15 protein-coding genes are annotated in these 16,916 nt (G+C 71.6%); 8 read left to right on the top strand and 7 right to left on the bottom strand.

The window, feature by feature from the left end; all coding sequences use genetic code 11:
* Positions 1-204: 204 nt before the first annotated feature.
* Genes Q8791_RS18625 through Q8791_RS18635 form a run of 3 tightly spaced genes read left to right on the top strand, consistent with a single transcriptional unit; the run spans position 205 to position 4,438 of the window.
* Entirely contained in the window at positions 205-1,710 is a 1,506-nt protein-coding gene (locus Q8791_RS18625; RefSeq protein ID WP_330093011.1) for an AMP-binding protein, read from the top strand.
* A gap of 37 nt (positions 1,711-1,747) precedes the next feature.
* The gene (locus Q8791_RS18630) at positions 1,748-2,692 is read left to right on the top strand and encodes a cucumopine synthase-related protein (RefSeq protein WP_330093012.1); all 945 of its coding nucleotides are present in this window, start codon (positions 1,748-1,750) and stop codon (positions 2,690-2,692) included.
* A gap of 60 nt (positions 2,693-2,752) precedes the next feature.
* Complete coding sequence (locus Q8791_RS18635; protein WP_330093013.1) at positions 2,753-4,438, top strand: pyridoxal phosphate-dependent decarboxylase family protein; 1,686 nt, start codon at positions 2,753-2,755, stop codon at positions 4,436-4,438.
* A 69-nt stretch (positions 4,439-4,507) separates the two neighbouring features.
* On the opposite strand, the gene Q8791_RS18640 is transcribed toward Q8791_RS18635, so the two are convergent.
* Entirely contained in the window at positions 4,508-5,365 is an 858-nt protein-coding gene (locus Q8791_RS18640; protein ID WP_330093014.1) for a Rieske (2Fe-2S) protein, read from the bottom strand.
* Between the two features lie 508 nt (positions 5,366-5,873).
* On the opposite strand from Q8791_RS18640, the gene Q8791_RS18645 reads away from it, so the two are divergent.
* Complete coding sequence (locus tag Q8791_RS18645) at positions 5,874-6,731, top strand: SigB/SigF/SigG family RNA polymerase sigma factor (protein WP_330093015.1); 858 nt, start codon at positions 5,874-5,876, stop codon at positions 6,729-6,731.
* Between the two features lie 195 nt (positions 6,732-6,926).
* On the opposite strand, the gene Q8791_RS18650 is transcribed toward Q8791_RS18645, so the two are convergent.
* The 4 genes from Q8791_RS18650 to Q8791_RS18665 all read right to left on the bottom strand — a co-directional run bounded on the left by Q8791_RS18650 (position 6,927) and on the right by Q8791_RS18665 (position 10,108).
* On the bottom strand, positions 6,927-7,346 hold the full coding sequence (locus Q8791_RS18650; RefSeq protein WP_330093016.1) for a CBS domain-containing protein: 420 nt from the start codon (positions 7,344-7,346) through the stop codon (positions 6,927-6,929).
* A gap of 171 nt (positions 7,347-7,517) precedes the next feature.
* On the bottom strand, positions 7,518-8,126 hold the full coding sequence (locus Q8791_RS18655) for a flavodoxin family protein (RefSeq protein ID WP_330093017.1): 609 nt from the start codon (positions 8,124-8,126) through the stop codon (positions 7,518-7,520).
* Positions 8,127-8,488: 362 nt separating this feature from the next.
* On the bottom strand, positions 8,489-9,247 hold the full coding sequence (pepE, locus tag Q8791_RS18660; protein WP_330093018.1) for a dipeptidase PepE: 759 nt from the start codon (positions 9,245-9,247) through the stop codon (positions 8,489-8,491).
* A 9-nt stretch (positions 9,248-9,256) separates the two neighbouring features.
* A complete protein-coding gene (locus tag Q8791_RS18665; RefSeq protein WP_330093019.1) occupies positions 9,257-10,108 on the bottom strand; it encodes an IclR family transcriptional regulator in 852 nt (283 codons plus the stop codon).
* 214 nt (positions 10,109-10,322) lie between these two features.
* On the opposite strand from Q8791_RS18665, the gene Q8791_RS18670 reads away from it, so the two are divergent.
* The 4 genes from Q8791_RS18670 to Q8791_RS18685 all read left to right on the top strand — a co-directional run bounded on the left by Q8791_RS18670 (position 10,323) and on the right by Q8791_RS18685 (position 14,423).
* Entirely contained in the window at positions 10,323-11,972 is a 1,650-nt protein-coding gene (locus tag Q8791_RS18670) for an OPT/YSL family transporter (protein ID WP_330093020.1), read from the top strand.
* A 14-nt stretch (positions 11,973-11,986) separates the two neighbouring features.
* The gene (locus Q8791_RS18675; RefSeq protein ID WP_330093021.1) at positions 11,987-12,694 is read left to right on the top strand and encodes an AroM family protein; all 708 of its coding nucleotides are present in this window, start codon (positions 11,987-11,989) and stop codon (positions 12,692-12,694) included.
* Positions 12,691-13,332, top strand: a complete 642-nt coding sequence (locus Q8791_RS18680) for an aspartate/glutamate racemase family protein (RefSeq protein ID WP_330093022.1) — start codon at positions 12,691-12,693, stop codon at positions 13,330-13,332. The genes Q8791_RS18675 and Q8791_RS18680 overlap by 4 nt, the downstream gene beginning before the upstream one ends.
* A gap of 140 nt (positions 13,333-13,472) precedes the next feature.
* Positions 13,473-14,423, top strand: coding sequence for a DUF1177 domain-containing protein (locus Q8791_RS18685; RefSeq protein ID WP_330093023.1), 951 nt, complete (start codon positions 13,473-13,475; stop codon positions 14,421-14,423).
* Positions 14,424-14,661: 238 nt separating this feature from the next.
* Here the strand turns inward: Q8791_RS18685 and Q8791_RS18690 are convergent, their stop codons facing one another.
* Positions 14,662-15,159, bottom strand: a complete 498-nt coding sequence (locus tag Q8791_RS18690; protein ID WP_330093024.1) for a pyridoxamine 5'-phosphate oxidase family protein — start codon at positions 15,157-15,159, stop codon at positions 14,662-14,664.
* 258 nt (positions 15,160-15,417) lie between these two features.
* On the bottom strand, positions 15,418-16,689 hold the full coding sequence (locus Q8791_RS18695; protein ID WP_407942025.1) for a pyroglutamyl peptidase: 1,272 nt from the start codon (positions 16,687-16,689) through the stop codon (positions 15,418-15,420).
* Positions 16,690-16,916 lie beyond the last annotated feature (227 nt).

Here is a 16,916-nt window from a genome sequence, read left to right on the forward strand (position 1 = left end):
CGGGGACGGCCGCGCCTCGGCACCCTGCCGGGTGTCGTTGCCGTCGGAGCGCCGACCGCGGTGTTACTTTCGGCACGCGGATGGGTTTCCTGACATCATCCGGGCTTCCCGGGAATCCAGCCGAACCTGCCTTCCGCACAACGCGAACAGAACGGCCGGCACGCCATGTCGACGATGGGTTATGTCTCTCGAATAGTGCATGGCGTGGAGTCCGCGGGGACCGGGGACGTCGTGGTCGCCGGTGCGCACAGGATCACGGGTGAACAGTTCCTCCGCCGCACCTCGGCCGTTTCCAGGGCGCTGGCCGACCACGGGCTCGGACCACGGGACACTGTCGCCTACCTGCACGGCAACAGCGCCGAGGCGGTCATCGTGCGCCTCGCGGCACAGGCACTCGGCGCCTGCTACGTCGGCCTCAGGCCCTTCTTCTCCACCGGCGAGAAACTGAAATTCCTGTTGGAGGGGCGACCGGCGCTTTTCGTGTTCGATCCGGACCAGCGGGATGAGGCCGAGTCGTTGTGCGCCCGGGCCGGAATCTCTCGCGCCCTGTCCGTCGGAGCCTCCGAATTCGGCGAGAACGTACTGGATCTCGCGGACGGGAAACCGGACGCCCCTCTGGAGTGCTCCCAACCGGACGACGGCCTCTCCATGGTGACCTTCAGCAGCGGAAGCACGGGAGAGCCGAAGGGCATAGCGCACACCTTCGCCTCGGCGTCGGGGTTCCTCGACAACGCGCTCCACATGTACGGCCCGGGCCCCTGGCGCTTCCTGGTCGCGATCCCCCTCTCGGACCTGGGCGGGGAGATCGTGCAGTGGACCCTGGCCGCCGGAGGCACCGCCGTGCTCATGGACGACTTCCGTGCCGACGAGGTGGCGGAGGTCCTCAGGCGCGAGCACATCACGCACTTCTTCGGATCCCCCTCCATGGTGCACGCACTCGTCCACGCCCCCGGCCTGGGGGACGCGGACCTACCGGACCTGCGACTGGTCGTCTACGGAGGCGCCCCCTCCTCACCGTCACGGATCGCGGACGCGGTCGCCAGGCTCGGTCCGGTCCTGATGCACAACTACGGCATGCAGGAAGCGGGGTTCATCAGCTGCCTCGACCCGAGCGACCACGTCCGGGCCGGGCGGTACCTGCTGAACTCCGTGGGCCGCCCCCTCCCCGACGTCGAGATCGCCATACGCGACGCGGAGGGCCGCGCGCTGCCGACGGGTTCGATCGGGGAGGTGTGCCTGCGCTCCCCCACGATCATGGCCGGATACTGGCAGCGGCCCGACCTGACCTCGCAGGTCCTGCGCGCGGGCTGGTTCCACACCGGGGACCTGGGCCGCACCGACGACGAGGGGTACCTCTACCTCGTCGACCGCGTCAAGGACATCATCATCGTGGACGCCTACAACGTCTACCCCCAGCAGGTGGAGCAGGTGCTCACCGCCCACCCCGCGGTGGCCCAGGCCGTGGTCGTCGGGCTGTCCGACCCCGACACCGGGGAGAGCGTCTACGCCGCCGTCGTCCCCTCCACCACGGTCCCCCCGGAGCGGACCGCGGCCCTCACCGTAGAACTCGCGACCGCCGTGCGCGAGACCCTCGGCTCCGTCCACGCGCCCACGCGTGTCGATCTCCTGTCGGACCTGCCGCTCACCCCCCGCGGAAAACCCGACAGGGCCGCGATAAGAGAGCAGGCGACCGGAGCTCTCCGCAGCTGAGACGTCCGCCGTCCGCACGACCACAGGGGGTACCGCCATGCGCCAGCTCGAGATCGAATGGGTCCAGCCGCAGATCACCGTCACCGCCGACCTCACCGACCACAACCCGGACCTGGCCGACATGGTCTGGGACAGGCTCGTTCCGTACAACAGCCTGCAGAACCACGCGCTGGTCTCCGGCGACCACCTGTACCACCTCCTGCCCAGCGCGGAGCCGGTGTACAGGGCCCCCGACTACAAGATGGACGACCGCACCGAGGCGCCCGACGGCACCGTCTTCCTCTCCCAGTTGCAGCACATCGGGATCAAGTACGGTCCGCTCACCGAGTACCTGCCCGCGGCCCCGATCGGCCGCGTCGTACCCGACGACATCGACGCCCTGCGCAGTGCAGGCCGGCACTGCTGGGACGCGGCCTACACGACCAAGGAGGCGGTGGAGGTCAGGATCCGCCGCAAGGGCGACCGGGTGAGCGACTACCCGCTCCCTCTGCCGCCCCGGACGGGCATCCCCGCCGTGGAACGCCTCGTCGACGAGATCCACGACGCCACGCAGCGGTCCTGGACGGTTCCGCCCGAGGAGGTCGTCGACATCCACGCGGGCCGGATCAGCAGCCGGGCCGGGAGCAGGGACCAGTACTTCTCCACGATGGTCTTCCTCAACGGCGAGGTGCGCCCCCTGGGATACGGCGCGCTCAACGGACTGCTCCGGCTGGTGCGGACGACCGACCTCCCGCTGGACACCCTCCGGCAGATCACGCCCGGCTTCATCCGCACACCGTCGGAGTTCCTGGGCTACACCGGCCTGCACACCCTGGAGCGCTTCACCAGGGAGACCACCGAGGCGCTCGACCTGCTGGAGGACCGCGAGCAGTACTTCGCCCTGATCAGCGCCCTGGCCCTGTACGTGAACATGCTCAACACCTGGAACCTCCACCTGTTCCCGTGGGACCACGGCAAGGAGTACCCCTACCCGGAGCGGTGACCCCCGCTCCCCGGGCCGCCGGAGCGGCCGGGCACCGGACATACCCAGGAAGGGGAAGACGTGTCCCGCCGAGCGTTCGAGACCGTCCGCGAGGAACTGCGGAGCAGAATGCCCTCCCCGTCCGGGGAGGGAGGTGAGGAACTGGCCCGGCGGATCCGCGTGGCCTTCGACGCCCTCCCGCGGAACACCGACTCCGACGACCCCTGGCTGGGCGGTCCTCCCGGGGACTACGCGTGGTTGGCCGAGCACGAGAATCTGCCCGACAGCCCCCAGGACGCCGACCGGGTGCTCGGCACGGCGGTCCGCGCCCTGCTCGGTCAGCTGCGCTGGCACTCCCCGGCCACCCTGTTCAACATGACCCCGCAGCCGCTGCTCGACACCGCGGCGATCACCGCGATCACCGGTCTCTACAGCCCCAACGCGCTCTGGGACTTCTGCAGCGCGGGGGTGATCGAGGTCGAGCGGCAACTCGTCCGGCAGTTCGCCCGGCGCGCGGGCTGGCAGGACACGGCGGGAGGCGTGTTCTCGTTCGGAGGCAAGGCCGGGCTGCTCTACGCGGTCAGGATGGGGCTGAACCGGTGCAGCCCCGACTCGTTCCGTGACGGCCTGCCCGCGGGCCGCCCACCGGTGGTCGTCACCACCGCCCACAACCACGACAGCCTCGAATCCGTCTGCGCGCTGCTCGGCCTGGGCACCGACGCCTGTGTGCGCGTACCCTCCGTCCCCGGCGAGGGGGCCGCACCCGGTGCGATCGCCGCGGCGGTCGACGCACTGCTGGCCGAGGGGCGGCCTGTCGCCTGTGTCGTGCTCTCGGGCGGCAACATCCTGCACAACGACATCGACCCGGTGCGTCCCGTCCGTACCGCGCTCGACCGCGTCTGCGAGGCGCACGCTCTGCCCTACCGGCCCCTGGTGCACTTCGACACGGTGGTCACCTGGCCATGGCTCTTCTTCACCGACTACGACTTCGCGGGCGACCCCCTCGGCCTCGGTCCCGAGCTGGCCGACCGCGTCCGGGCCACGGCACGGCTGCTCGCACAGGTGCGGGAAGCCGACTCGATGACCATCGACTTCCACAAGACCGGACTGGCTCCCTACTCCTCCAGCCTCTTCCTCACCCGTGACGCCGCCGAGCTGCACCGCTGGGTGGAGGGCGGCCGAGGCGAGGCCGAGCACCGGCCGCACGGCGAGAACGTGCTGATGCACACCATCGAGCACTCGCGCAGCGCGGCGCCCGTCCTGGCCGCGTGGGTGGCCGTGCAGAGTGTGGGGGTGGACGGCTTCCGCGTCTACCTGGCGAACCTCCTCATGGCGAACCGGTCCTTCATGGACCTGCTGCCGAGCCGCGGCTTCGAGCTGCTCACCCCCTTCGCCGACGGAGTCGCCTCGGTCTACTGGCCGGTGCCGCCGGACGGCACACCGGCCTTCAGCCTCCTGCGCGAGGCCGACCCGTCCGCGGTCGCGGACGCCAACCGCTACACACACGGGCTGTTCAGACTGCTCGCCGGTTACGAGGGCAACCCGTACGCCAGGGTCGTCCTCGGCCATCTCCCGGCCTACGGCACGGGGCGCGGGGGCGAACCGCTCGCCGCACTGCGACTGGTCCCCGGTTCGGTCTTCCTCGACGAGGCGACCTGCTTCCAGATCGCCGAGCGCATGGAGCAGGTGAAGAAGGCGCTCGACGTGGCCGTCCGGTTCGGTTCCGAGAAGCTGGACGAAGCACACGTGTACCGAGTTCCGGAATGAGGCGCCCCTCCGCGGAGGCCGCCGCGCCGGATCCGACGGCCCTCCGCGAGAGGCGGTTCGGCCGTGCCCCTACTCCTCGGGGGTACGCAGGCGCACCATCAGGCGGCCGTCCACGACGGAGGTCTGCAGGGTCTCCGCCGAAGCGGTCGCGGGCCCGTGGGCGACCGCACCGCTGTCCAGTCGGAACTCGCTCCCGTGCCAGGGGCAGCGCACGCATCCGTCCACCACCTCGCCCTCCGCCAGGGGGGCGCCCATGTGGGTGCACGTGCCCAGCAGCGCGGACACCGACTGCCCCGTGCGCACCACCACGACGGGGACGCCGTCCATGTCGCCACGGCCCGCCGCGCCCTCGGGGAAGCCGTCCACCGGACCGAGGTCGTGCCAGTCCCCGGACACCAGGTCCACGAGGTAGTCGGCGCTGTTGGCGCCGCTCGCGCGGAAGTAGGTGATGTGACCGCCGAGCAGGCCGCCGAGGCCGATGGCGCCGAGCCCGGTCACGGCCAGGGCCCTGCCCCACCCCTCCCGTCCACCGGCCCGGGCCAGCGAGGACGCACCGAACAGGAGCGCGCCCACCCCGTTGGCCGCCGCGTGCACCACCCCCACGCGCTGTTGGCGCTCGCCCTGCTCCGACCAGTCGGCCAGCCCGCTGACCACCGCGGGCAGGGTGGCGAGCAGACCGGTGTTGACCAGCGCGTGAGCACTGCGCCTGTGGTCCCCGGGCAGCATGTCGAGCAGGACGGCGGACGTCCATGTGCCGATCGGCAGGTGCACCGCGACCGGATGCAGGGGGTGCCCGATCTGCACGCCGTGCAGCATGTCGCGAACCGCCCCGGACGGGATGCGCGCGGCGATTCTCTTCAGACGGGAGACCGCCGGGTCCAGGCGGCCCTCGCGTTCGATCCCGCGGATGCGTTCACCGAGTCTCATGGTCGGTCGTCTACCCATATGACGGAGCGCCACCCTCTCGCCACCGAGGGTTGCCCGACCCTTGACCGCCCCCCGCCCCGGCGCCAGAAGTGACCGGGGCGGAGTGGGGACACAGCGACGCGGCGGCGCCGTACACCCTGCCCCCGACACGGAAGATCCCGCCGGATCGGCACCGAAGGCGAGGCCGGGGCGGATCGGTCGCCGCGCCGCGCGATCCCCAGGCGTCCCGACGGTCGCGTTTGCACCGCGGCTCTCGCGGCAGGGGAGAAGAGACGGCGCGCCACGCCAGAAGGCTGCGGGAAGCCTGCCGACTCGCACGCGAGGCCACCCGCCGGTCGACCCCTGCGCCAAATATCCCTTTTATGTCAACTTGACATTAAAAGTGCCCTCTATCACTTTTAGTCTCCTTTCAGAGGGAAGGATGGCACCTGTACGCGCTTCAGAGGAGCGGTGCTCTGCCGTCCCGGCAGTGACATGCACACGGGCCAACTTTCAGGGGGTCTCTCACTTGTCCACCACCGATACAGACGCGTTCCCACTCCACGCCTCGTCCGCACGCCGCCCCCTCGTCCCGGCTCCGCGCCGCCCCGGACCGGGAGAACAGGACCCGGGTGAGGACCTCCTCAGGCAGTTCAAGGCCCTCGACAGGGGCGACCCCCGCGCGGCCGAACTCCACGAGAGGGTGGTGGCCTTCTACGCACCGCTGATGAAGCGGATCGCGCGCCGCTACGCAGGGCGCGGAGAGCCTGTGGAGGACCTGAGCCAGACGGCGATGGTGGGGTTGTGCAAGGCGATCCGCGGCTTCGACCCCGAGCGGGGGATGCCCTTTCTGGGATATCTGATGCCGACCGCGACCGGTGAGGTCAAGCGCTACTTCCGCGACCACGCCTGGGCCATGCGGGTGCCACGCTCGGCCCAGGAGAACCGGATCCGCCTGCGTCACACCCAACAGGAGATGACCCAGGAGCTGGGACGCGCTCCCGACGGAGAAGAACTCGGGCGCAGACTGGGGATGACCCCGGCCCAGGTGGACGAGGCCCGCCAGGTCTCCGACCTCTATCGCGCCCTGTCGCTGGACGCCCCCGACAACCCCGACTCCGACGGGGAGGAGTGCTCCTCGCTGGAGGAGCGTATGGGACAGGAGGACCACCATCTGGATCTGGTGGTGGACCGGGAGGCACTGAAGCCGGCCCTGGCCCGCCTGCCCGAGCGGGAGCGCGACATCCTGATGCTGCGGTACTTCCACGACCACACCCAGGCCGAGATCGCGGAGCGGTTGGGGTACTCGCAGATGCACATCTCCCGTCTGCTGCGGTCGACCCTGGAGCAGCTCCGCGAGGACCTGGGGTTGGAGACGGCCGCCTGACCGGGCCGTCGGCCTACGGAGGGCCTGACACGGGCCCGGGGCACCGCTGCGCGCGCCTTCCGCAGCCGTCGGCGCAGAGGATGACCCCGCCCGGCCCTGGCCCGAGCAGGAACTCTCCCCGTCCGGCGCCGGAGGACAGGCGAGGCGCCCCGACGTCCCTCCCGGTCAGCCGGGGCGCCTCCGGCGGCAGGTCTCTCACCGGTTGGGATCTGCGGCGCTGACGTCGGCCAGCGCGGAGTTCCTGTCAACCGCCCGGGCCAGGTCGCCCATGGTCACGACCCCCACCACCTCGTCACCCTCGACAACGGGTAGGCGGCGCACGGTCGCCGTGCGCATGGCGTGCACCGCGTCCTTGACGCTGCTCTGGCGCGGTACCGTCACCATCTCGGTACTGCAGACGTCCCCGACCCGGACCACGTCGGGGTCTCCTCCGTCGGCCAGACACCGCACCACGATGTCGCGGTCCGTCAGGATGCCTCGCAGGTGACCGCGATCGGTCACCACGACGTCGCCCACGTCGGCGTCACGCATGACCTCCGCGGCCTCGCGCAGGCTCGTCTCCGCGGTAACGGTGCTCACTCCGGGACTCATCACTTCAGCCACGCTGTCCACCATGGTCGGCTCCTTTCGCTGTCCTTGCCTGCGGCACTAACCGACCTCCGGCGTCTGAAACATCGGCCTCCTCCACGCTCTCCTCCGGGAGCCGTGAATCTCCGTACACCCCGACCACGCGCAGATCACGGCCCGCCCGATCAACGGGCTATACGGGCCCGCACCACGGCCGGATCAGGACGCGGGGTAGGGACTCTCACGCAGCGCCAGTGCCAGATGGGCCGCGTTGCGGGCCAGGGTGGCCGTCGTCGAGGCGACCGCCTCCGGGGTGTGCATCAGGTCGTTGTAGTCCTTGGGGTTCATCGCCTCGTTGTTCCAGTAGGTGCTGCCCTGGGCCGGAATGGTGAACCCGGTGTCCCCGAGCGCCTGGAACAGGTCCGCGACGATCTTGTGCGCGCCGTCCTCGTTGCCGACGACCGCGACCACGGCGACCTTGCCGAACATGCTCGGCCGCCCCTGGTCGTCGGTCTCGCCCAGTTCCGCGTTGAGTCGCTCCAGGACCCTCTGGGCGACGCTGGACATGTGGCCGACCCACGTCGGCGTCGACAGCACGAGAATGTCCGCGTCGAGGACACGCTCTCGAATTCCCGGCCAGGCGTCGTTGTCGCCCATGTCGGTTTTCACACCGGGCCGGACCTCGTGGTCGACCACCCGAATCATGTCACCGGTGACACCCCGGCCGACCAGGGCGTCGAGGACCTGTCGCGCCATCAGCTCACTGCTCGACGGAGCGGGCGACGGCTTGAGACTGCACACGAGAGCCAATGCGTTCAAGGGTGACATGAGGGGTAAGTACCCAGCTCAGTACGCACACGCACCTGACGGAGAACGGTTTCTCAAGCCCGCAAAATGGTCATTTGGGCAACTATTAGTTCTGCGGAACGACACTCGAACGCCAGAAATGAGTTTCCGGCGATCGACTGCCCCCGCTTCACTCCGGCGCCCTTTCCGCCACAGAATGATTTTCGGAACGAGAGACACAGAAGAGGATCGCCATCTCCTCTGATAGGAGGCCACAGGACCATGACGCCGCAAGCCGCCTCCTCCGTCTCGTTCCCCGCGGAGTCGGGCTCCCGCCCCTCCTGTCAGCTCTGCGATCCGGCGAGGAGGCGGCAAGAGGACGGGAGCGGGCCGGGCGCCGTGCGTCAGACCGGGTGGTCGAATCGGGGTGTGCGGGCGAACAGGTCGGTGACCTCACCCGACACCTCGAAGGGGGACGTGCCGCGGCGGAAGACGATCGCCGGACCGGGCGCGTCGGGCTGCACCGCGGCGCCGCCGACGGTCGCGCGGACCACGTCCGATCCCTCACCCTCCACCCGCAGGTGGACACCCTCCCGCAGGCCGAGCACGTCGACGTCGTTGGCCTCCAGGAACTCCGTCAGCCGGGTCTGGCGGGTCTCCCCGTTGTGGGTCGACCGCGGGTCGGCGTCCAGGTAGTGGGGGTTGATCTGGAACGGCACGAACCCCAGGGCGGTGAACGACGCCGGCTCCACGATGGGCATGTCGTTGGTGGTGCGCAGCGTGGGCGCGGTGATGTTGGTGCCCGCGCTCGCCCCCATGTACGGCAGTCCGGCGATGACGCGGTCACGCAGGTCGTCCAGGAGTCCGGTGCGCTGAAGGGTGGCCACCAGGCGGAACGTGTTGCCCCCGCCCACGAAGACCGCCTGCGCCTCGTCGAGGACGCGCGCGGCCCCGGCGTCGGCCGGGACCCCCGTCACCCGGATGCCGCGCGCGGCGAAGGCCTCGGCGACCCGCGCGGTGTAGGCGTCGTGGTCTCCGCCGGCGAACGGCACGAACGCGATCGTGTCCCGCCCGCCCAGGAAGGCCTCCACGTCCTTCCACGCGTGGTCGAGGTAGTCCCGGCCGTGGTTGGTCGAGTTGGACAGGAGCAGCAGCTCGGGCATGGTCCCCCTTCAGGGAGTGGTCGGGTGCGGGGCGGGGCGGGTGCCGTGGCCCCGCCTCCACCTGCGCGTGGGCGGTGCCGGGCGGCGGTTGGACAGCAGCCCGGTGAGTTCGTCGCCGGCGCCGCGCAGCGGCGCCAGGTGGTCGAGCAGGTCGTCGCCGTGGTCGGAGTACTTGTTCTCCACCAGGGTCATGGAGCCGACAGGGCGCTTGCCGCCGAACACGGGGACGGCGAGCGCGCGGGACGCGGCGTCGTACTCGCCCTGGGAGAGCGCGTACCCCTGGCCGACGGTCGTGTCGAAGAGCGTCTCGACCTCGCGTTCGTCGAACGGCGTGAGGTCGGAGAACCGCGCGGAGGGGCGGCCAGACAGCAGAGCCCTGCGCTCGGCCGGGTCGAGGAAGGCGAAGTAGGCGCGGGAGGTGGCCCCGGCGTGGGCCGGGTAGAGCTCGTCGAGGAAGGGGTGGGCGCGGCGGGGGCCCTCGGATCCGCTGACGGCGGCGATGCAGCGCACGTGCGCACCGTCGGGCACGCAGAACAGGGAGGTGCGCCCGCTGGTGCGGGCCAGCTCGGCGAGCAGGGGCTCGGCCAGGGCGGAGAGTCCGCCGGACCGCTCCCACAGCCCGGCCATGCGCCACATGGCGGGGCCCATGCCGTAGCGGCGTGTGTCGGGGTCGGCGCGCAGGAACCCCTTGCCCGCGAGCGAGGCGAGGAGTCGCTGGGCCGTCGACTTGGTCAGGCCGAACTCGTCGGCGAGTTCCAGGACCCCCCAGCTCGTCCGGTACTCGTCGAAGCTGAGGAGGACGTCGAGCGCTCGGTCGACCGTCTGGAGGGGGCCGGCGCGTTCCGTGGGACCGGTGGACATGGGGCTCACCCTACGTCCGACCGCAGGGCGGGGACCCCGTTCCCGGGGATCGAAATGTGATCTTAACTCCCACATAGTGGGAAACCTTTGCTCCGACGGGTGAACGGGAGGCAGCCTGAGCGTGACGGGCCGGGACGCGGCATTCGCGCACCGCAGGCCTCCGACCAGCGACACTCCGTCCTCGCCGGACGCGAGACATCCTCGAAGGACACACATGGAACCGTCGGCACCCGGTTCGTCCACCGAACCGCAGCACCCGGAGGGCACGCGCCATCCGCGGGCTTTCGAGCCCGTCGTCGTGATCGTCACCGTCCTGGTGAGCCTCCTCGGAGCGATCATCGGGATCCACATGATCACGACGCTCGGCGTCTCCCCCAACACGAGCGTCATCGGCGCCGTCATCGCCATGCTCATCGGCCGGGCCGGGTTCCTGGGGCTGCGGTCGTTCCGCAACACCCACCGACAGAACCTCATCCAGTCGTCGATCTCCGGCGCGACCTTCGCCGCGGCGAACTCGCTGCTCACGCCGATCGCCATCCCGTTCCTCTTCGGCCGCCCCGACCTGGTGTGGCCGATGCTGCTGGGCGCGTCCCTCGGCCTTCTCATCGACGTGTTCGTCCTGTACAAGGCGTTCGGCTCCCGGTTCCTGCCGGCCGATGCCGCCTGGCCCCCCGGGGTCGCGGCCGCGGAGACCATCAAGGCCGGGGACAAGGGCGGCCGCCAGGCCGCCGTCCTGGTGGGCGGCGGCGTCGTGGGACTCGGCGCGTCCTTCCTGGGCATGCCGATGTCGGCCGCGGGCATCGCGATGATCGGCAACGTCTGGGCCCTGCTCATGTTCGCCGTCGGCCTGCTCGTCGCCCAGTACTCCCCCGCGATGATCGGGGTCGACCTCAACTCCGTCTACGTGCCGCACGGCGTCATGATCGGCGCGGGCGTGGTCGCGCTGGTGCAGATCGTCATCATCCTCGCCGGCCGGCAGAGCCGCCGGGAGAGCGAGCGCGAGGCGGCCCGCGAGCGCGAGGCCCGGGAAGACCCGTCCCTGGCCTACACGGTCGACCGCGCCACACTGGGCCGGGCCCTGGGTTCGGGCTACGTCCTGTTCGCCCTCGGCGCCCTCGTCCTCGCGATCACCGGCGGCATCTGGGCCGACATGAGCTGGCTCGGCATCCTCGGGTTCGTCCTGTTCGCCGCCGTGGCCGCCCTGGTCCACGAGCTCATCGTCGGACTGGCCGCCATGCACGCGGGCTGGTTCCCCGCCTTCGCGGTCACCCTGATCTTCCTCATCCTGGGCCTGGCACTCGGTATCCCCGGGGTGCCGCTCGCCCTGCTCGTCGGCTACTGCGCGGCCACCGGCCCCGCCTTCGCGGACATGGGCTACGACTTCAAGGCCGGCTGGGTGCTGCGCCGCGACCGGCGCCCCTACACCGCGTACGAGCTGGACGGGCGCCGCCAGCAGCTCTTCTCCTCCATGATCGGGTTCGCCGTCGCCATCGGCATGGTCGCGCTGCTGTGGCAGGGCCTGTTCGAGGACGGCGCCGTGCCGCCGACCTCGATCGTCTACGCCGACACCATCAAGGCCGGCCTCACCGACCCGTCGGTCCTCCTCCAGCTCGCCCTGTGGGCCATCCCCGGCGCCATCGTCCAGTTCCTGGGCGGACCCCGGCGCCAGATGGGCGTGCTGCTCGCCACCGGCCTGCTCGTGGCCACACCCAACGCCGGCTGGCTCGTCCTCGCCGGTCTGGCGATCCGCCTCGTGTGGGAGCGCCGCCGCGGCGAGAAGGGCGAACAGGAGATCGCCCTGGTCGGCGCCGGCCTCATCGCCGGTGACTCCATCCACTCCGTCGGCACCATCTTCAGCCGATGACCCCGGGAGGGACCATGACACGACTCGGAGTCGTCACCATCGGCCAGGCGCCGCGCCCGGACCTGACACCGGAGCTCACCGCCCTGGCGCCGAAGGCCACCGTGGTCGAGCGGGGGGTCCTCGACGGCCTCACCCGCGCCGAGATCGAGGCCCGGCCGGTCGCACCGGACGATCACGCCCTCACCACCCGCCTCGCCGACGGCACCTCCGTCGTCCTGGGCGAGTCCCTGGTCATGGAGCGCCTGCCCGGCATCCTCGCGGACCTGGAGAAGGAGGTCGACGCGGTACTGCTCGCCTGCACCGGCGCCTTCCCGGAACTGGAGCACACCAAGCCGCTCTTCGTCCCCGACCGGTTGATCGCCTTCGGCGCCGCGGCCCTGCTCGGCGACACCGGATGCGTCGGCGTCGTGTGCCCCCTGCCCGAGCAGCGGCAGGACACCGAGGCCAAGTTCGGCCGCCGCCTCCCCGACGGGGCCCGGGTCGTCACCGACGTCTGCTCCCCCTACACCGGAACCCTCGACGACCTCGCCGCCGCCGCGCGGCGCCTCGCCGAGGGGGGAGCCGACCTCCTGGCCCTGGACTGCATCGGCTACACCGAGGAGATGCGCGCCCGCGCGGCCGCCGCCTCGGGCCTGCCGGTGGTCCTGGCCCGATCGGTCTGCGTGCGCCTGGCCTCGGAGGTCCTCGACTCCCTCGACGCGCGGGCGGGGGCGACGGTATGAGGATCGGCGTCATCCGGGTGGTCACCACCGACGACGAGGAGCAGTTGGACGCCCACGGCCGCGTCATCCGGGAGGAGTTCGGTGTGGACACCGTCTCCCGGTGCCTGCCCGACCAGCCGCACGGGGTGCACGACGACGCGACCTTCGCGCTCGCCTCGGGCAAGGTCGCCGACCTCGCCGCGCGCATGGAACGCGAGGACCGCGTGGACGCACTGCTCGTCAGCTGCGCCGCCGACCCGGGGCTGGCTGCGGCCCGCACCGCGGTCGGCGTCCCCGTCGTCGGCGCCGGGGAGGCCGCGGCCCACCGGGCCCTGGAACTCGGCTCCCGGGTCGGCGTCCTGGACCTGACCACCCGCACCCCGGAGTCGGTCACCTCCGTGCTCGGGTCCGCACGCGTCGCCGCGCTCGTGCCCGAGGGTGTGCGCCGGACCCACGACCTGGCGACCGAAGCCGGACTCACCGCCTCGGTGAGGGCCGCCGAGCAGCTCGTCTCCATGGGCGCGGACACCCTGATGTTCGCGTGCACCGGCATGACCACCATCGGTCTGCACGCCCGGCTCACCGACAGGGTCGGCGTCCCCGTCGTGGACGCCGTCCTCGCCGGCGCGCGGGCCGCCGTGCGAGCAGCCGGAGGCTGAGCCCCAGACCCGCAGAACGTGTCGACCGCGCACCGACCGCGTGGCCCGACCCCACCCCGAAGGATCGCCGCGACCGGTGTCCGCACCGGTCGCACCGCCCGCCCGGGCCGGCGGTCACCCACCACCCGAGAGAGGCACCCATGTCCTGGAGCCACGTCATCGAGACCCACGACCTGCTCGACACCCCGACCGCGAGCGGGGCGGGAGTCGTGGAGTACCTGCGCCGGCACGGCGCCACCGACGGCGAGGTCGCCGTCGAGACCGTCGAGGGTGAGGGCGGGTCCACCGACTTCATCCGGGTGACGATCGCCGGCACCGACGGGGCGTCGTCGGGCGGTTCGGCCCCCACCCTGGGCATCCTCGGCCGCCTCGGCGGCCTGGGCGCGCGCCCCGAGCAGATCGGCTTCGTCAGCGACGGCGACGGCGCCCTCACCGCCGTCGCCGCGGCCGCCAAGCTCCTGGACATGCGCCGCCGGGGGGACACCCTGCCGGGCGACGTCGTGCTGGCCACCCACATCGACCCCGACGCCCCGACCCAGCCCCACGACCCAGTCCCGTTCATGGACTCGGTCGTGGACCAGGACGTCAGCAACCGGCACGAGGTCCTGCCCGCCATGGACGCGATCCTGTCGGTGGACACCACCAAGGGCAACCGCGTCTGCAACCACCACGGCATCGCCATCACCCCGGCCGTCGTCGACGGATGGATCGTCCGGGTCCCGGAGACCCTGCTCGACATCGTCTCCCGCACCACCGGGCGCGCACCCGCCGTCATGCCGTTGACCATGCAGGACATCACCCCGTACGGCAACGGCGTCTACCACGTCAACTCGATCCTGCAGCCGGCCACGGCCACCACCGCCCCCGTCGTGGGGGTGGCCATCGTGACCGAGACCGCCGTGGCCGGTTCGGCCACCGGGGCCACGGACCTGCGCAGCGTGGAGACCGCCGTCCGGTTTGTCATCGAGACCGCCAAGGACTACGGCCGCGGCATCGCGCAGTTCGTCGACGCCGAGGAGGTGCGGCGGCTCCAGGACCTGTACGGCAGCATGTCCCACCTGCGCGGCGCGGGCGCGCCCCAGGGTTCCTGAGAGGCGTCGGCCGCCGCGCCCGTGGGGAATCGGGCACGGCGGCCACCCGGGGGCCGCGTCCGGTCGCGGTCACGGCCCCCTGCGGTCAGGGCCCACCGCCCGGGCCACCCGCCATCGCGAACGAGGCGTGTCCCGGCGTCGTCCGACTCGTCCGCGTGTTCCGGCGGACCGCCGGGCTCACCCCACCTGTGCCCCGCCCGCTGCGCCACGAGAAGGCGCAGCGCGTGCCGCGGGACGCTCAGGCTCCGTCGCGTGCGTCCCGCTGCTGGATCAGCTCCTCCACCGCGCTCGGAAGGGTCGTCTCGAAGTCGATCAGCTTCGCCCAGGTCGGGCTCACGACGATCCGGACCATGCCGTCGTAGAGCGAGCGGACGCCGGCCTCCCACTCCACCCGCTGCTCGGGCGTCATCGTGTAGGTGCCGCTCGACTCCAGGAACTCGTCCGGAACGCCCTCGACGACGTCCAGCTCGGCCCTGCCGCGGATCAGCAGCATCTGCGGCGGGTGCGCCTCGGTGTCGACCGTCAGGGCGACCGCCGGGTTACGGCGCAGGGACGGAAGTTTGGGGGCGTTCTTCGCCGTGCACATGACGATGTTCGTGCCGTTCCAGACGAACCCGATCGGCACGACCCGGGGTGTGCCGTCCCCGGCCACGTAGGCCAGGCGGATCAGGTCGCGGGCAAGGAGTTCCCTGCTCGTCGGATGGTTCAGGACCTCGGAGATCTCGCTCGGCCTCATGCTCGAACCCACCTTCCGTCGGACGTTCACCAGTACTACCCGCGAGAGCGCGGAGCGACTCCCGCGACGCACCGCTGCGGACGCTCCCCCACACCGGCACGGCGCAGGGGGCTCGCGCGGGGAGGCCCGCTGCGGACGCAGGCCGGACGGCCGTTCTGGGTCGGGGACCGCACGCGTGCCCTCGGAGCCGTCGCCCGGCAGCCGGGGAAGCCGCCGGTGCGGGGGCGGGCGCCCGTGGGAACGCCCGCCCCGCCGACGTCACGACCTGACGGCTGCCGCGACGATGTCCTCGACCTGGCCGACGATCGCCGCGCGGTTCTGCTCGAACTCGGCGTCGGTGATGCCGTCGCCGGGCCCGAAGTGCAGGATCGGCGTGTGCACGTGGCCTGCGGGGATGTCCCGGCCGGTGGCGTCGCGCAGCAGGGTGTTGCGGTAGGCGATCTCGTTGGAGAGGTAGTTGCCCCCGCCACCGGACCGCGCCTCGGAGCCGGGCGTCGGTCCGTCGGGGCGCACCACCGGCTCGGTTCCGCCCACGGGGATCTCGGTCACCTCGGTGTTGTCGATGACGGGGAACGGCGCCCCGTGGGTCTCCTCGACGATGGACGGGTGGTCGAGGGAGGAGTCCGACCACTGCGGCTGCGGGGTGACGGTGGGGATGCCGTCGGGGATGGGTGCGACCTCCGGCGTGCCGACCGACTCGTTGTCGTCGGAGCCGCCGCGCCAGGCCCCGTTGTGGGCCTCCAGGTCGAACCGGCCGTCCCGGCCCTGGCTGACGGTGATGACCGCGTCCGCCGGCCGGTCACCGGTGTAGTGCGGCAGGAGTGCCTCCTCGACCATGCCGTCGGTGAAGTCGCGCCAGCGCACCGGAAAGAGCATGGTCCTGACGACCGCGACGCCGTCGGCGGTCTCGATCACCGCTCCGTCCAGGGCGAGGGCCGCCGCACCGGAGGGGTTGGCCTGGCGGATGTCGTTGTCGAGGCGGAACGGGTCGAACCCGGTCACCACGATGTGGGACACCTCGGACTCCCCGGCGGCCTCGGGGAGACCGGCGCCGTTCTGGCCCCGGGAGCGGCGGTCCATGTCGGCCACGAGTGCGGCGCGATCGGCCTCCTCCAGCTCGAAGCCCGGTTCCCAGCGGTGGAGGGCCGAGGTCATACCGAGCCGCGCCCAGTACAGGGGGCGGTCGTCCCCGGCGCTCAGGTCCCCCTCGACGGACCCGGTCCCCTGGACCCGGTCCACCGCCTTCCGCCACAGCGCGTCCGCGTGGCGCTCGACGATCGCGCCCGCGTCGTCCACCCCCGACGCGGCGCACAGGTCCCTGGTGAAGCCGTCCACGGCCGAGGCGAATCCGGACCTGGCCAGGATCTCCTGGGGGACCTCCTCGGTGATCCGTGCCTCCTCGACGGTGGCTCCCTCCTCACCGAGGCATCCGGTCACGTTCTCGGCCTGTGCCGGGGTTCCCAGGGCGATGGCGGGGGCGAGGATGAGCGCCGACGCGGCGACGCGGGGGCCAGTGCGGTGGATACGCAACCACTCCATACATGTGAGGTGTCCAAGGAGAACGCGGAACGGAAAATAGCAGGTCCCGTGTTCGCCCCACCACCCCCACCCCGGCGCAGCGCCCTCGCCGGGACGCCTGCGGGCCGACCTCACGGGACCCGCCGCGGTGACGGTGCCGGACGCGACGCGACCGGTGGACGGCCGCGGCGGTCGGGCCTCCGCACGGGCCGGCGTGCGGGTGCCCCGGGCACATCAGC

This window comes from Nocardiopsis codii (genome assembly GCF_036327455.1).
GTDB classification, from domain to species: domain Bacteria; phylum Actinomycetota; class Actinomycetes; order Streptosporangiales; family Streptosporangiaceae; genus Nocardiopsis; species Nocardiopsis codii.

Bases quoted from the DNA above. Each gene is read 5' to 3' on its own strand.
- Q8791_RS18630 (WP_330093012.1), top strand. From the start codon at position 1,748: ATGCGCCAGCTCGAGATCGAATGGGTCCAGCCGCAGATCACCGTCACC.
- Q8791_RS18640 (WP_330093014.1), bottom strand. From the start codon at position 5,365: ATGAGACTCGGTGAACGCATCCGCGGGATCGAACGCGAGGGCCGCCTG.
- Q8791_RS18650 (WP_330093016.1), bottom strand. From the start codon at position 7,346: ATGGTGGACAGCGTGGCTGAAGTGATGAGTCCCGGAGTGAGCACCGTT.
- Q8791_RS18655 (WP_330093017.1), bottom strand. From the start codon at position 8,126: ATGTCACCCTTGAACGCATTGGCTCTCGTGTGCAGTCTCAAGCCGTCG.
- pepE (WP_330093018.1), bottom strand. From the start codon at position 9,247: ATGCCCGAGCTGCTGCTCCTGTCCAACTCGACCAACCACGGCCGGGAC.
- Q8791_RS18665 (WP_330093019.1), bottom strand. From the start codon at position 10,108: ATGTCCACCGGTCCCACGGAACGCGCCGGCCCCCTCCAGACGGTCGAC.
- Q8791_RS18670 (WP_330093020.1), top strand. From the start codon at position 10,323: ATGGAACCGTCGGCACCCGGTTCGTCCACCGAACCGCAGCACCCGGAG.
- Q8791_RS18675 (WP_330093021.1), top strand. From the start codon at position 11,987: ATGACACGACTCGGAGTCGTCACCATCGGCCAGGCGCCGCGCCCGGAC.
- Q8791_RS18680 (WP_330093022.1), top strand. From the start codon at position 12,691: ATGAGGATCGGCGTCATCCGGGTGGTCACCACCGACGACGAGGAGCAG.
- Q8791_RS18685 (WP_330093023.1), top strand. From the start codon at position 13,473: ATGTCCTGGAGCCACGTCATCGAGACCCACGACCTGCTCGACACCCCG.
- Q8791_RS18690 (WP_330093024.1), bottom strand. From the start codon at position 15,159: ATGAGGCCGAGCGAGATCTCCGAGGTCCTGAACCATCCGACGAGCAGG.